General features: G+C 60.6%; 12 protein-coding genes. 7 read left to right on the top strand and 5 right to left on the bottom strand.

Translation table 11 applies throughout. The annotated features are described in order from the left end of the window. Nucleotides 1-158 precede the first annotated feature (158 nt). Both rhlB and HMPREF3173_RS20680 read right to left on the bottom strand, forming a co-directional pair. The gene (rhlB, locus tag HMPREF3173_RS20685; protein WP_070576232.1) at nt 159-1598 is read right to left on the bottom strand and encodes an ATP-dependent RNA helicase RhlB; all 1440 of its coding nucleotides are present in this window, start codon (nt 1596-1598) and stop codon (nt 159-161) included. 102 nt (nt 1599-1700) lie between these two features. Beyond that, nucleotides 1701-2357, bottom strand: a complete 657-nt coding sequence (locus tag HMPREF3173_RS20680; protein ID WP_043207438.1) for an alpha/beta hydrolase — start codon at nt 2355-2357, stop codon at nt 1701-1703. A gap of 337 nt (nt 2358-2694) precedes the next feature. On the opposite strand from HMPREF3173_RS20680, the gene HMPREF3173_RS20675 reads away from it, so the two are divergent. The 4 genes from HMPREF3173_RS20675 (at nt 2695) to HMPREF3173_RS20660 (ending at nt 6850) form a co-directional block, all read left to right on the top strand. Next, nucleotides 2695-3723, top strand: coding sequence for an amino acid ABC transporter substrate-binding protein (locus HMPREF3173_RS20675; protein WP_043207439.1), 1029 nt, complete (start codon nt 2695-2697; stop codon nt 3721-3723). A gap of 65 nt (nt 3724-3788) precedes the next feature. Next, nucleotides 3789-4967 (top strand): amino acid ABC transporter permease, encoded by a 1179-nt coding sequence (locus HMPREF3173_RS20670; RefSeq protein ID WP_070576422.1) that lies wholly within the window; start codon nt 3789-3791, stop codon nt 4965-4967. A 10-nt stretch (nt 4968-4977) separates the two neighbouring features. Beyond that, a complete protein-coding gene (locus HMPREF3173_RS20665) occupies nt 4978-6075 on the top strand; it encodes an amino acid ABC transporter permease (protein ID WP_070576229.1) in 1098 nt (365 codons plus the stop codon). 10 nt (nt 6076-6085) lie between these two features. Continuing rightward, nucleotides 6086-6850 (top strand): amino acid ABC transporter ATP-binding protein, encoded by a 765-nt coding sequence (locus tag HMPREF3173_RS20660; protein WP_043207442.1) that lies wholly within the window; start codon nt 6086-6088, stop codon nt 6848-6850. A gap of 104 nt (nt 6851-6954) precedes the next feature. Here the strand turns inward: HMPREF3173_RS20660 and algW are convergent, their stop codons facing one another. Continuing rightward, nucleotides 6955-8115 (bottom strand): Do family serine endopeptidase AlgW, encoded by a 1161-nt coding sequence (gene algW / locus HMPREF3173_RS20655; protein ID WP_043207443.1) that lies wholly within the window; start codon nt 8113-8115, stop codon nt 6955-6957. A gap of 263 nt (nt 8116-8378) precedes the next feature. Between algW and HMPREF3173_RS20650 the strand changes: the two genes are divergently transcribed. From HMPREF3173_RS20650 to cysN, 3 genes are all read left to right on the top strand, one after another. Beyond that, nucleotides 8379-9137, top strand: coding sequence for a Nif3-like dinuclear metal center hexameric protein (locus tag HMPREF3173_RS20650; RefSeq protein WP_070576226.1), 759 nt, complete (start codon nt 8379-8381; stop codon nt 9135-9137). Between the two features lie 216 nt (nt 9138-9353). Next, nucleotides 9354-10271 (top strand): sulfate adenylyltransferase subunit CysD, encoded by a 918-nt coding sequence (gene cysD / locus HMPREF3173_RS20645; protein ID WP_043207446.1) that lies wholly within the window; start codon nt 9354-9356, stop codon nt 10269-10271. A 15-nt stretch (nt 10272-10286) separates the two neighbouring features. Further along, on the top strand, nt 10287-12188 hold the full coding sequence (gene cysN, locus HMPREF3173_RS20640; protein WP_043207448.1) for a sulfate adenylyltransferase subunit CysN: 1902 nt from the start codon (nt 10287-10289) through the stop codon (nt 12186-12188). Nucleotides 12189-12473: 285 nt separating this feature from the next. Here the strand turns inward: cysN and HMPREF3173_RS20635 are convergent, their stop codons facing one another. Both HMPREF3173_RS20635 and HMPREF3173_RS20630 read right to left on the bottom strand, forming a co-directional pair. Then, nucleotides 12474-12737, bottom strand: a complete 264-nt coding sequence (locus tag HMPREF3173_RS20635) for a bacteriocin immunity protein (RefSeq protein ID WP_043207449.1) — start codon at nt 12735-12737, stop codon at nt 12474-12476. Continuing rightward, on the bottom strand, nt 12734-15082 hold the full coding sequence (locus HMPREF3173_RS20630; protein ID WP_070576222.1) for an S-type pyocin domain-containing protein: 2349 nt from the start codon (nt 15080-15082) through the stop codon (nt 12734-12736). The genes HMPREF3173_RS20635 and HMPREF3173_RS20630 overlap by 4 nt, the downstream gene beginning before the upstream one ends. Nucleotides 15083-15285: the final 203 nt, after the last annotated feature.

Below are 15285 nucleotides of genomic sequence, written 5' to 3'. Positions count from 1 at the left end.
GGCGCAGTTCGGCGCCAGAAAGGGAGGGGTAGAGAAAGCAGGGGTGGGGCTTGGCCCGCAGAACAGGCCCTGCGGCTCGGCGCAGGGCTTGTGGGAGCGGTCTTGCCGGGGCGCCGGACCGCTCGGGAAGGGGCACAAGGTGCCCCAAGGTACACGGCTCAGTGATGCTTGCGCGGTATCGACTTCAGCAGTTCGTCCGGTGGCATCTCGCACTTGATCTTGCGCCCCAGCAGCTCTTCGATGGCCGGAAGCTGGTAGGCATCGTCCTCGCCGGCGAAGCTGATCGACACACCGCTGGTCCCGGCACGGCCAGTACGGCCGATGCGGTGCACGTAGTCGTCCGGGTCCTCCGGCAGGGTGAAGTTGATCACGTGGCTGATGCCGTCGATGTGAATGCCACGGCCGGCCACGTCGGTGGCCACCAGCACCGCGATGCGACCTTCGCGGAAGTTCTCCAGGGTGCGGATGCGCTTATGCTGCGGCACGTCGCCCGACAACTGGGCGGCATTGATGCCGTCGCGCACCAGGCGCTCTTCGATGCGGCGCACTTCATCCTTGCGGTTGGCGAAGACCATCACCCGTTCCCACTTGTTCTGCGTGACCAGGTTGTACAGCAGCTTGTACTTGTCGCTGCTGGCCACTGCATAGACGTGCTGTTCGACCGTTTCGCTGGCCACGTTCTCCGGCTCGATCTCGACGATGGCCGGGTTGGTGGTCCACTGCTTGGCCAGGTTCATCACGTCATCGGTGAAGGTGGCGGAGAACAGCAGGGTCTGACGCTCGCTCTTGGGCGGGGTCTGGCGGATGATCTGCCGGACCTGGGGGATGAAGCCCATGTCGAGCATGCGGTCGGCTTCATCTAGCACCAGCACCTCGACCATGTCCAGATGCACTTCGCCGCGCTGGTGGAAGTCCAGCAGGCGGCCTGGCGTGGCTACGAGGATGTCGCAGTGACGCGCTTCCAGGGCCTTGAGTTGCTTGTCGAAGTCCATGCCGCCGACGAACGTCATGACGTTCAGGCCGCTGTACTTGGTCAGGGCCATGGCGTCCTTGGCGATCTGCACCACCAGCTCGCGGGTCGGCGCGATGATCAGCGCGCGCGGCTCGCCCATGTAGCGTTCCTTGGGCGGCGGTACCTGCTGCAGCTGGGAAATGATCGAGATCAGGAACGCGGCGGTCTTGCCGGTGCCGGTTTGGGCCCGGCCGATGGCGTCCTTGCCGCGCAGGGTGTGACCCAGCACCTGGGCCTGGATCGGCGTGCAGTACGGGAAGCCCAGGTCATGGATGGCATGCATCAGCTCGTTGGAAAGCTTGAAGTCATGGAAGCGGGTCTTGCCCTCCTGGGGCTCGACCACGAAATCTTCCGGCTTCCACAGGCTGGCCTGGGGCTTGGGTTTGCGTTCGCGACGTGGCTTGTCCTTGGCGGGCTTGTCGTCGCGAGTGGGGGACGTGGCCTCGGGCGTATTGACCGGCGAGGCTGGGGGCGCCGGCGGTACGACCGCAGGTGCAGGTGGGGGCGTCATCACGCCGGCGGCAGGCACGTTGGCCTGGGGTGCGGCGTCGCCCTTGGCGAAAATTTTCTTGAGTGCCTTGAGCACGATCGTCTCGTCAACTGGTTAAGGAATGTACGCCCGGCAGTGTAATGCAAGAACCGGGCAGGGCGTAGTGCGGTGCGCCTACAACTACAGCAGATTGCACCGCTAGCGCAGGTGGCGCACCAGCCAGTTGTAGATATCGTTGATTTCCTGGGGCACCACTTCGTGTTCCATCGGGTATTCCTCCCAGGCCACTTCGACGCCCCACTGCTTGAGGTGCTCATAGGCCGTGCGGCCCATGGACGGGATCACCACCGGGTCGTGCACGCCGTGCAGGCAGAGGGCCGGAGTGCGCTGCTGGCAGGCGCTCAGCTGATGGTTTTCATTGAAAGTGGGCGCGTAGGTGGACAACGCCAGTACACCGCCCAGGGCTTCCTGCCACTTTATATAGGCCGTGTGCAGCACCACCGCGCCACCCTGGGAGAACCCCGCCAGGAAGATTCGCGTCAGGTCGATGCCCTTGGCTCGCTCGGCTTCGATCAACGCCACCACCTGATCGGCGGACGCTTCCAACTGCGCTTCGTCGATAGCGCGCGCAGGCGTCATGGCCTTGATGTCGTACCAGCTGGGCATGGCGTAGCCGCCGTTAATCGTTACCGCGCGTGTCGGCGCCTGGGGCATAACGAAGCGGGTGCTGAGTAGGTGTTCCTGCAACGCTTCGGCCACCGGTAGGAAGTCGTAACGGTCGGCCCCCAGGCCGTGCAACCAGATAACACAGGCGTCTGCGGTGTTCTGGGGTTCGAGGATCAACGGGTTGGTCATGACTGCTCCGAAAGTGTGCGCACGCGCCTGATCGAGTGCATGAAATAAAGGCGTGTATGGGTAATGCCACAAGAAGATGTCGCAACTCTACAACTTTTCCTGCTTGACGACCCCTTAAACGCTTGAGCCCGAGACTGTGGTACGCCCTTTGCTATGAATCAACCGATGCGAGGGGATGGCCGGAGACGGTAACACCCCTCGTGCGGATAGAAGGCTGTCACCAGAACGGCCCATTGCGCCAATTGACCCGATAACAAGCCAACAAGGGGTCGGATGCGCCTCATAAGGGTGCGGTGCAATTCCGGCTCGATACAACAAGAGCGATTGGAGGTTGTGAATGAAGATGTTGAAAACCACCCTGGCAGTCCTGACCGCTGCCGCTGCGCTGGGCGCCACCAGCTTCGCCCACGCTGGCGCTACGCTAGATGCGGTAAAGAAGAAGGGCTTCGTCCAGTGTGGCGTGAGTGACGGCCTGCCGGGCTTCTCGGTACCGGACAGCACCGGCAAGATCGTCGGTATCGATGCCGATGTGTGCCGCGCCGTGGCCGCCGCCGTCTTCGGCGACGCGACCAAGGTCAAGTTCAGCCAGCTCAACGCCAAAGAACGCTTCACTGCGCTGCAATCGGGTGAAGTCGATGTCCTGTCGCGCAACACCACCTGGACCAGTTCGCGTGATGCCGGGATGGGCCTGGTATTCGCCGGCGTGACCTACTACGACGGCGTCGGTTTCCTGGTCAACAAAAAGCTGGGCGTCTCCAGTGCCAAGGAGCTCGATGGCGCGACCATCTGCATCCAGGCCGGTACCACCACTGAGTTGAACGTCTCTGACTTCTTCCGTGCCAACGGCCTGAAGTACACCCCGATCACCTTCGACACTTCCGATGAAAGCGCCAAGTCGCTGGAGTCCGGTCGTTGCGATGTGCTGACCTCCGACAAATCGCAGCTGTTCGCCCAGCGCTCCAAGCTGGCCGCGCCAAGCGAATACGTGGTGCTGCCGGAAACCATCTCGAAGGAGCCTCTGGGCCCGGTCGTGCGCAAGGGTGACGAGGAGTGGTTCAGCATCGTCAAGTGGACCCTCTTCGCCATGCTTAACGCCGAAGAGGCAGGCATCACCTCGAAGAACGTCGAGGCCGAGGCCAAGTCCACCAAGAACCCCGACGTCGCCCGCCTGCTCGGCGCCGACGGCGAGTACGGCAAGGACCTGAAGCTGCCCAAGGACTGGGTGGTGCAGATCGTCAAACAGGTGGGTAACTACGGCGAAGTGTTCGAGAAGAACCTGGGCCAGAGCACTGACCTGAAGATCGATCGTGGCATGAACGCCCTGTGGAACAACGGCGGCATCCAGTACGCGCCACCAGTGCGCTGATGGTTGCACCTGCGGCGGCACCGCGCCGCCGCAGGTTGTTCGATCCCATCCTTTCGGGGCATTACATGCAAAATCAAATTGGCGCGCAGAAGGGGTTTTCCCTGAGCGATCCACGTGTGCGCGCGTGGCTGTTCCAGATCGTCACGGTGGTCTTAGTGGTCGGCCTGGGCTGGTACCTGTTCCACAACACGCAAACCAACTTGCAACACCGGGGCATCACCTCGGGTTTCGACTTTCTCGAGCGCAGCGCAGGCTTCGGCATCGCCCAGCACCTGATTCCCTACGTGGAGTCGGACAGCTACGCCCGTGTGTTTCTCATCGGCCTGCTCAACACCCTGCTGGTTACCTTCATCGGCATCATCCTGGCGACGCTGTTGGGCTTCATCATCGGTGTGGCGCGGCTGTCGCCGAACTGGATGATCAACAAGCTGGCGACGGTCTATGTCGAGACGTTCCGCAACATTCCGCCGTTGTTGCAGATCCTGTTCTGGTACTTCGCGGTGTTCCTGACGCTACCGGGGCCGCGGGGCAGCATCAACCTGCAGGACACCTTCTTCATCAGCAACCGTGGCGTGAACATGCCCGGTGCCTCCATGGCCGAGGGCTTCTGGCCGTTCGTGGGCGCCGTGGTGCTGGCGATCGTCGCCATCGCGCTGATGGTGCGTCTTGCCAACAAGCGCTTCGATGAAACCGGCGAGCCGTTCCACAAGTTCTGGGTGGGGCTGCTCATGTTGATCGGCATCCCAGGCGTGTGCGTGCTGCTGTTCGGCAATCCGTTGAGCTGGGAAGTGCCGCAGCTCAAGGGCTTCAACTTCGTCGGTGGCTGGGTGCTGATCCCTGAACTGCTGGCCCTGACCTTGGCGCTGACCATCTATACCGCAGCGTTCATCGCCGAAATCGTGCGTTCGGGCATCCGATCGGTCAGCCATGGCCAGACCGAGGCCGCGCGCTCTCTTGGCCTGCGCGAGGGGCCGACCCTGCGCAAGGTGATCATCCCCCAGGCATTGCGGGTGATCGTGCCGCCGCTGACCAGCCAGTACCTGAACCTGGCGAAGAACTCATCCCTGGCGGCCGGCATCGGCTACCCGGAAATGGTCTCGCTGTTCGCCGGTACCGTGCTCAACCAGACCGGTCAGGCCATCGAGGTGATCGCCATCACCATGAGTGTCTATCTGGCCATCAGCATCAGCATTTCGCTGCTGATGAACTGGTACAACAAGCGCATCGCGCTGATCGAGCGGTGAGGATACGCCAGTGACTGCCCATGTTTTCAAACCTGACATGCCGCCACCGGTCAAGACCGTCGGCGTGCTCGCATGGATGCGTGCGAACCTGTTCTCCAGCTGGCTGAACACCCTGTTGACGCTGTTCGCCCTGTACCTGGTGTGGCTGATCGTGCCGCCTTTGGTGCAATGGGCGTTCATCGATGCCAACTGGGTCGGCACCACCCGTGCCGATTGCACCAAGGAAGGCGCCTGCTGGGTGTTCATCCAGCAACGCTTCGGCCAGTTCATGTACGGCTACTACCCGGTGGAGTTGCGCTGGCGGGTCGACCTGACCGTCTGGCTCGCCGTGCTGGGCGCCGCGCCGCTGTTCATCAAGCGTTTCCCGCGCAAGGTGGCCTACGGCCTGGGCTTTCTGGTGCTGTACCCGATCATCGCCTACACCTTGCTGCACGGTGGCTACCTGGGTCTGAGCACGGTTCCGACCAGCCAGTGGGGCGGCCTGATGCTGACCTTGGTGATCGCCACCGTCGGCATCGTTGGCGCCTTGCCCCTGGGCATCCTGCTGGCGCTGGGACGGCGTTCCAACATGCCGGCGGTGAAGGTGGTCTGCGTGACCTTCATCGAGTTCTGGCGTGGCGTGCCACTGATCACCGTACTGTTCATGTCCTCGGTGATGCTGCCGTTGTTCCTGCCCGAGGGCATGAGCTTCGACAAGCTGCTGCGGGCGATGATCGGGGTGATCCTGTTCCAGTCGGCCTATATCGCCGAGGTGGTCCGCGGCGGGCTGCAGGCCATTCCCAAGGGCCAATACGAGGCGGCTGCGGCCATGGGCCTGGGCTACTGGCGGTCGATGGGGCTGGTGATCCTGCCTCAGGCGCTCAAGCTGGTGATCCCCGGCATCGTCAACACCTTCATTGCCCTGTTCAAGGACACGAGCCTGGTGATCATCATCGGCCTGTTCGACCTGCTCAACAGCGTCAAGCAGGCTGCGGCCGACCCGACCTGGCTGGGCATGGCGACCGAGGGCTATGTGTTCGCCGCCTTGGTGTTCTGGATTTTCTGTTTCGGTATGTCCCGCTACTCCATGCACCTGGAGCGCAAGCTGGACACTGGCCACAAGCGTTAGGAGTCTCGAAATGAGTGAAGCGATCAAGCAGCCTGTCGGCCCCGAAGGCATCATCCAGATGCAGGGTGTGAACAAGTGGTACGGGCAGTTCCACGTACTGAAGGACATCAACCTCAATGTGCGTCAGGGCGAGCGCATCGTGCTGTGCGGGCCGTCCGGCTCGGGCAAGTCCACCACCATCCGTTGCCTCAACCGCCTGGAGGAACACCAGCAGGGGCGCATCGTCGTCGATGGCGTGGAACTGACCAACGACCTCAAGCAGATCGAAGCGATCCGCCGCGAGGTGGGCATGGTGTTCCAGCACTTCAACCTGTTCCCGCACTTGAGCATTCTGGAAAACTGCACCCTGGCACCGATGTGGGTGCGCAAGATGCCCCGACGCAAAGCCGAGGAAATCGCCATGCACTACCTGGAGCGGGTGCGCATTCCCGAGCAGGCGCACAAGTATCCGGGGCAACTGTCCGGTGGCCAGCAACAGCGGGTGGCGATCGCCCGCGCCCTGTGCATGAAGCCCAAGATCATGCTCTTCGACGAACCGACCTCGGCGCTGGACCCGGAGATGGTCAAGGAAGTGCTCGATACCATGGTGGGACTCGCCGAGGACGGCATGACCATGCTCTGCGTGACCCACGAGATGGGCTTTGCCCGGACCGTGGCGAACCGGGTGATCTTCATGGACAAGGGGGAGATCGTCGAACAGGCCGCGCCGGATGACTTCTTCGACCGGCCGCGCAGTGATCGGACCAAGCTGTTCCTGAGCCAGATCCTGCATTGATGTGACCGGGGCCGCGACGCGGCCCTTTCGCAGGCTTCGCCCGGATCTTCGCTGTGGGAGGGGCCGTGAAAGCCTGCGCCAGGGCTGCAAAGCAGCCCTTTTTGTTACTTTTCTTCCTGGGCGGCGACCGGCGCAGGTGGCGGTCGCAGCCCCACCTCGGCGATCAGCTTGAGCTGTTGCCCGTTGCGCATCACTTCGATGGTGATCTTCTCGTTGGGCTTGATCCGCGCCACCTGGTTCATCGACTTGCGACCATCTCCGGCAGGTTCGCCGTTGATGCTCATGATCACGTCGCCCAGTTGCAGGCCGGCACGTTGGGCTGGGCCATCGCGGAAGATGCCCGCCACGACGATGCCTGGACGACCCTGCATGCCATAGGACTCGGCCAGCTCCTGGCTCAGCGGCTGCACCTCGATGCCCAGCCAGCCACGAATGACCTGGCCATGCTCGACGATCGATTTCATCACCTCCAGCGCCAGCTTTACCGGGATGGCGAAGCCGATGCCTTGGGAGCCGCCGGACTTGGAGAAGATCGCGGTGTTGATGCCGATCAGGTTGCCGTTTGCGTCGACCAGGGCGCCGCCGGAGTTGCCGGGGTTGATCGCCGCGTCGGTCTGGATGAAGTCTTCGTAGTTGTTCAGGCCCAGCTGGTTGCGGCCGGTGGCGCTGATGATGCCCATGGTCACGGTCTGGCCGACGCCGAAGGGGTTGCCGATGGCCAGGGACACGTCGCCGATATGGATATTGTCGGAGCGACCGATGGTGATCGCAGGCAGTTTCTTCAGGTCGATCTTCAACACCGCGAGGTCGGTTTCCGGGTCGCTGCCGATGACCCGGGCCAGGGTCTCGCGACCGTCCTTGAGCGCCACCACGATCTGGTCGGCGCCGCTGGTCACGTGGTTGTTGGTCAGCAGGTAGCCTTCGGGGCTCATGATCACTGCCGAACCCAGGCTGGACTCCCAACGCCGCTGCTTGGGCAGGTTGTCGCCGAAGAAGCGGCGGAATTGCGGGTCTTCGAATAGCGGATGGGCACTCTTGTTGACCACCTTGGTGGTGTACAGGTTGGCCACTGCCGGCGCGGCCAGCGTCACGGCATCGGCATAGGACACCGGGCCCTGCACGATCCGCGAGGTCTGCGGAGCCTGCTGCAGGTTGACGTCCTGGCTGGGCAGGCCGACCCACTGGGGAAAGCGCTGGATGATCAGCAGGGCGACCAGCACACCGGTAAGCAGGGGCCAGCCAAAGTAACGCAGAGCCTTGAGCATCGAATGAATCCTGGGAGTAGGGCAGGGGCCAGTGGCTACGCAGCAAGGGTGCGAGCGCGCGCGATCATACACGTGAAAGCGTTGATCAGGCGACGGTCTTGAACGTGGTGCAGCGTCCGCGGGTTTACTCGCGGATGAGCGTGCCACGAGCTGATCCCCAGGCGGGTTGCAGCCGGTTTCCCCGAAGCCGGCGACGGCCCATAATGGCGGCCATTATACGGGCGTTGTGCCCGCCGAACGTGCAGATTTCGAGGAGATTTTCCATGGCCGTCGCCCTGAACACTCTGGTCGAGGAAGCCGAGCGCTACCTGGGCAGCGCGAAGATCCAAGACTACTGCCCCAACGGCCTGCAGGTCGAAGGCCGTCCGCAGGTCAGCCGGATCGTCAGCGGCGTCACTGCCAGCCAGGCATTGCTGGATGCGGCAGTTGAGGCCGAGGCCGATCTGGTGCTGGTGCACCATGGTTACTTCTGGAAAGGCGAGAACCCGTGCATCACGGGCATGAAGCAGCGCCGGATCAAAACCCTGCTCAAGCATGACATCAGTCTGCTCGCCTACCACCTGCCGCTGGACGTACACCCTGAGGTGGGCAACAACGTGCAGTTGGCCCGTCAACTGGACATCACCGTCGAGGGGCCGCTGGACCCGCAGAACCCCAAAGTAGTCGGTCTGGTGGGCTCCCTGGCCGAGCCGATGTCGGCGCGCGATTTTGCCCGCCGGGTGCAGGAAGTGATGGGGCGTGAGCCGTTGGTGATCGAGGGCGAACAATTGGTGCGCCGGGTCGGCTGGTGCACAGGTGGCGGTCAGGGCTACATCGACACCGCCATCGCTGCCGGCGTGGATCTGTTCCTCAGTGGCGAGGCGTCCGAGCAGACCTTCCACAGCGCCCGGGAGAACGGCATCAGTTTCATCGCGGCCGGGCACCATGCCACCGAGCGTTACGGCGTGCAGGCGCTGGGCGACTACCTGGCACGGCGCTTTGCGGTGGAGCACCTGTTCATCGACTGCCCCAACCCCATCTGATCTCGGCTATTTCAAAGGTGAACCCGCTCCCGCAGAGGATTGGCTGTGGCAGCGGGTTTAGCCGCGAAGGCGCGCTCCACGTCCCCAAACCCGCAGTCATATCGTTAGATTCTTTCGGTCTAGTCAGCCTCCTAAATAGAATCAGGCGCTGTGATACAGTTCCTCGCTCGAACACGGCCCGCAGGCCGTCCATAAGATCGTTTTTCGTGAGTAGCCATGGTCGACAAACTGACGCACTTGAAACAGCTGGAGGCGGAGAGCATCCACATCATCCGCGAGGTGGCCGCCGAGTTCGACAACCCGGTGATGCTGTACTCGATCGGCAAGGACTCCGCCGTGATGCTGCACCTGGCGCGCAAGGCCTTCTTCCCAGGCAAGCTGCCGTTCCCGGTGATGCACGTCGACACCCAGTGGAAATTCCAGGAGATGTACCGCTTCCGCGACAAGATGGTCGAGGAGATGGGCCTGGAGTTGATCACCCACGTCAACCCTGAAGGTGTGGCGCAGGGCATCAACCCGTTCACCCATGGCAGCTCCAAGCACACCGACATCATGAAGACCCAGGGCCTGAAGCAGGCGCTGGACAAGCATGGCTTCGACGCCGCGTTCGGCGGCGCCCGCCGCGACGAGGAGAAGTCCCGCGCCAAGGAGCGTGTGTATTCGTTCCGCGACAGCAAGCACCGCTGGGACCCGAAGAACCAGCGCCCGGAGCTGTGGAACATCTACAACGGCAAGGTCAACAAGGGCGAGTCGATCCGCGTCTTCCCCCTGTCGAACTGGACCGAGCTGGACATCTGGCAGTACATCTACCTCGAAGGTATCCCGATCGTGCCGCTGTACTTCGCTGCCGAGCGTGAAGTCATCGAGAAGAACGGCACCCTGATCATGATCGACGACGAGCGCATCCTCGAGCATCTGACCGATGAAGAGAAAGCGCGCATCGTCAAGAAGAAGGTGCGTTTCCGTACCCTGGGCTGCTACCCGTTGACGGGTGCTGTCGAGTCGGAAGCCGAGACCCTGACGGACATCATTCAGGAAATGCTCCTGACCCGTACGTCCGAGCGCCAGGGCCGCGTCATCGACCACGATGGCGCCGGTTCCATGGAAGACAAGAAACGCCAAGGCTACTTCTAATTTCAGGGTTACTCCATGTCGCACCAATCTGATCTGATCAGCGAGGACATCCTCGCCTACCTGGCCCAGCACGAGCGCAAGGAACTGCTGCGCTTTTTGACCTGCGGCAACGTCGACGACGGCAAGAGCACCCTGATCGGGCGCCTGCTGCATGACTCGAAGATGATCTACGAGGACCACCTCGAGGCCATCACCCGTGACTCGAAAAAGGTCGGCACCACCGGCGAGGAAGTGGACCTGGCGCTTCTGGTCGACGGTCTGCAGGCCGAGCGTGAGCAGGGCATCACCATCGATGTCGCCTACCGCTACTTCTCCACCGCCAAGCGCAAGTTCATCATCGCCGACACTCCGGGCCACGAGCAGTACACCCGCAACATGGCCACCGGCGCCTCGACCTGCGACCTGGCGATCATCCTGGTCGATGCGCGCTATGGCGTGCAGACCCAGACCCGTCGCCACAGCTACATCGCCTCGTTGCTGGGCATCAAGCACATCGTCGTCGCGGTCAACAAGATGGACCTGAAGAACTTCGATGAGCAGGTCTTCGAATCGATCAAGGCCGACTACCTGAAGTTCGCCGAGGGCATCAACCTCAAGCCGTCGAGCCTGCACTTCGTGCCGATGTCGGCGCTCAAGGGCGACAACGTGGTCAACCGCAGCGAGCGTTCGCCGTGGTACACCGGCCCTGCGCTGATGGAAATCCTCGAAACCGTGGAAGTGGCGGCCGACCGCAACTTCACCGACCTGCGCTTCCCGGTGCAGTACGTCAACCGTCCGAACCTGAACTTCCGCGGCTTTGCCGGCACCATCGCCAGCGGTGTCGTGCACAAGGGTGACGAAGTGGTCGTGCTGCCGTCGGGCAAGAGCAGCCGGGTCAAGTCCATCGTCACTTTCGAAGGTGAGCTGGAAAACGCAGGCCCAGGCCAGGCCGTGACCCTGACCATGGAAGACGAGATCGACATCTCCCGTGGCGATTTGCTGGTGCATGCCGACAACGTTCCGCCGGTCACCGACCAGTTCGACGCCATGCTGGTATGGATGTCCGAGGAGCCGATGCTCCCAGGCAAGAAGTACGACATCAAGCGCGCCACCAGCTACGTGCCGGGCTCGATCGCCAGCATCACCCACAAGGTCGATGTGAACACCCTGGAGCAGGGCGCTGCCAGTGCCCTGCAACTGAACGAGATCGGTCGCGTCAAGGTCAGCCTGGATGCCGCCATCGCCCTGGACGGCTACGACAGCAACCGCACCACCGGCGCGTTCATCGTCATCGACCGCCTGACCAACGGTACCGTCGGCGCCGGCATGATCATTGCCCCGCCAGTCCTGCCGCACGGCAGCACCGGCCATCATGGCAAGCTCGCCCACGTCTCCACCGAAGAGCGTGCCCTGCGCTTTGGCCAGCAGCCAGCCACCGTGTTGTTCAGCGGCCTCTCCGGCGCCGGTAAGAGCACCCTGGCCTATGCCGTGGAGCGCAAGCTGTTCGACATGGGCCGTGCGGTCTATGTACTCGACGGTCAGAACCTGCGCCACGACCTGAACAAGGGCCTGCCACAGGACCGCGCCGGTCGTACCGAAAACTGGCGTCGCGCAGCCCACGTGGCGCGCCAGTTCAACGAAGCCGGCATGCTGACCCTGGCCGCCTTCGTGGCGCCGGATGCCGAAGGTCGCGAGCAGGCCAAGGCGTTGATCGGCAAGGAGCGCCTGGTCACTGTCTACGTCCAGGCCTCGCCGATCGCCTGCCGCGAGCGTGACCCACAGGGCCTGTACGCTGCAGGCGGCGACAACATCCCGGGCGAAAGCTTCCCGTACGATGTGCCGCTGGACGCGGACCTGGTGATCGATACCCAGACCACCAGCGTTGAAGAGGGCGTCAAGCAGGTGCTGGACGTGCTGCGTCAGCGCGGCGCGATCTGATCCGCTTGCCATAAACAGAAAACCCCGCTTCGGCGGGGTTTTTTGTTTATGGCACCTGACTAGTTGCGCAACAGACGGCGGGTCTGTTTTTCGGTCCTGATCATTTCCAGGTGCCGGTCATAATCGCTGTGTTGCGCGCACGCTGGGCTGTAAGAGGCCATGTCGCAGTTGAAGTGTTGATCTGGGTTGTCTGGCGCCAGGTAGGGGTCGCCGGCGCTACAGGCTGATAGGAGCAGGAGGCCGGTGAGCGCTGACGTTTCATAAGGGGCCTTGACTGGCCCAATTTTATGAAGCTCTGAAGCCGTCCTTGCCATTTGCCAAGCGCCACTCTTTGACAATTCGAACAATTTGCTCTGGCTTTCCTAATTCAGCCGTTTCTGGCCAGAAAATTAGATCAGTCCCCAGCGGGTGTTCGGTAATGTTTTCAAAATGATCCAGTAATGGGTCCAGTATTTCATCAGGGCTGGATCCGTTTGTCTCGAATATTAATTTTAAAAAGTCGAGGAACTCTGATTCAGTATAGTCAGAGATTTTGCTTTTCTCTTTCATGGCTGCTCTCCGTAATGAATTTGTAAGTGAGCTTTTGGGGTGACGACTCGAATATTGTCATGGTCGTAGACCGCACCGCCTGCTGAAACAGGAATGTGATGATGAAGTACAAAAGTAGACTGTGACTTGTGCCGATCAATACTTTGTACTTTTGGAGCTAGCCCTGATGCCATGCGCTTCAGGTTGGCTTCGGAGAACTGGGCGGAAAGTTGATTGTCTTGTGCCACCGCTTTCCAAATATCCTCTCGGAATTCTTTCATGTCTCGCACCGCTTTACCCGATAGCGCCTTTGAAATCTGCGATGGGATAGGCGCTCCTGAGCTACGCGCTTGATCTCCAAGCCAGACGCCGGAGGTGGGCAAGCCTTGCCCATAATGTTCCCCCGGATCCAGGCGAGGATCTTTGAATATCACCAGTATCGGTGGCAAACCCGAATCAGCCGGAAAGGTAACGATCAGCCGTTCTTGATCCAGCAGATCCAACGCAGGATAGCCCTGTTGCTCCGTCTTGACCGGATTCAAGCTGCTGCCGGTGTAGACGACAGAGCCGGGCGGGATGGGTGGCAGGCTGGTGGGGCTCCCATGTTCGCTACCTGGTGCGTTGGCGGGCGTCCAAGTAAGAATGCGCTGCGGGTTGTCCAGTGCGAGGCTGTAAACTTGGCGTTGGCTGTCGAACGTGGCGGCGCGAACAGGAACCGCCCGACCTCCGGGGGTGAGGTACAGATCTAGTTCGGCCCCGCTCCCGCTGCTTGCGATCAGATAAGGCAGGTCGATACTTTCCGATTTCAGAGCCAGGGCTGCTAAGTCTGGTCTGTCAGGTGTAGAAAGGTCTGTGAGAGGGACGCTGACCAGGTAGCGCCGTTCGCTGTTTCCCAATGTCGAAGGCCAAGCCAGAAACAGAGTGCCAACAAGGATGTTACCGACCACTGGCGCTGCAATGCGGGCCAAACCAGTCACGGCCTCCTGTATGGCGTTTTGCAGTGCAATGTAGGCTGTTTGTGGAATCGCGAAGGTGGCTGCACCGATAGGAAGCGCCAGCGGTAAGGAGACCGAAGCGCCTTCCAGTGCGATGAAACTGATCTCTTGGCGTTCAGCTTCAGCCCTCTGCTGAGCTTCTTTTGCTCTGGGTTCAGCCTCGGTTTTTTGGCGCGCGAGCTCTTCGGCTTTGCGCGCTGCGTCCGCTTTTTGCTGAGCCAACTCTTTGGCTTTGCGTTCAGCTTCTGCTTTTTTGCGAGCCGCTTCCTGCGCGTTGGCGGCGGTTCGCTGTTGCTCCACTCGTTTTGCACGGGCATTCAGTCCAGAAAATGCCGTCAGTGTGTCGTTCAGTATCCGAGCAGACTCCTTGTTGAGCAGTGACTTGTGATAGTCGAGCCAACGTGGCCCGACACCTTTGAGCTGTTGATGTTGGATCAGGCTATCAAGTGCTTCCAGCTCAGCGCTTGTCAGAGGGGCCTTAATGTTGGGATTGGCCTTGAGATAAGGGGTTATCGCTTTAGCCCTATTAGCAGCCAACGTCCGTAGTGCTTGTTCATAGTAGGCCAACGTTTGTACCGAGTTTTGTTGGCTTGCCTTCGGAGATGCCCTCAGTAAATCATTTTGTAAGAAGCCAGGGAGGGTCTGGAAATAAAATACTTGTTCGATCCGGATGGCGTCGGCTCTTTCATCGAGGGTTTTTATTGTTAGGGCGTAATCAAGTTGGGCAAGATTTTCAGCGGTTTCCAACGCTTTCGCTGTGGCATGAAGGTGCGGGCGGATGGCTTCGAATATTCGGTCAATTATTTTTCGCTCATGGGCGGATTGTAAAGAGGTTTCGTATCCCAAGAATGCCGCATCTAGTTTGTTTTTCTTCAGGAGCTTCGTGCCTTTGGAAATAAAATAGATTGGGGGTTTGTAGAAGATGTTGCTACCCCAGAATGAAAGCTCTCTTTCAAGGTGGGTGGTGTATTCGCTTCGTTTGCTGTGGATGAGTTCAAACAATCCACGCTGTTCGGCTTTGGCTTTAATGTAAGGAGTGGCGCCTTTTGAAATATGGCGAATTTTTGCTTCGTTGATTTCGATCTCTATTGTTTTGGAAAGCGCATTGTAGCGAGGCGCCATTTTTTTATCGATATCAGCATTGATGCCTTTTAGTTCGTCAAATAATATAGTGTTCCAGCCAGGTATGATGTCATGACGCGGGCGTTGAGACCCTTGCCCCTCTCCCCTACGTGGGCCTTCGTTCAGTCCCCAGCCACCCGAGCCGCTTCCACCGCCACCTATGCCACCTGTAAATGGCTTGTCGCGATAAGCATTGATATAGAGGCCTTCATCTAGATAATAAGTGCTTCCGATTTTTTGTGGGGGCATGAGCCTCTCCAAGTTGAACGGTCATGGAGATTATTGAGAATTGGCTGAGAGGATTCTGTCGGGTATATAGCGGGGCTGTGAACGAAGGCGCGGTAAGCGCCGTAGGAGCACGTTGTAGGATTCATATGTACCTTCTAACTATGGAACTACACCCTGGGGAAAAATTTTCCATACGATGTGCCGCTGGACGCGGACCTGGTGAT

The organism is Pseudomonas sp. HMSC08G10 (assembly GCF_001808425.1).
Classification (GTDB): domain Bacteria; phylum Pseudomonadota; class Gammaproteobacteria; order Pseudomonadales; family Pseudomonadaceae; genus Aquipseudomonas; species Aquipseudomonas guariconensis.
Note: the sequence above shows the minus strand (reverse complement) of the source record. Positions and strands in the feature narration are given on the sequence as shown.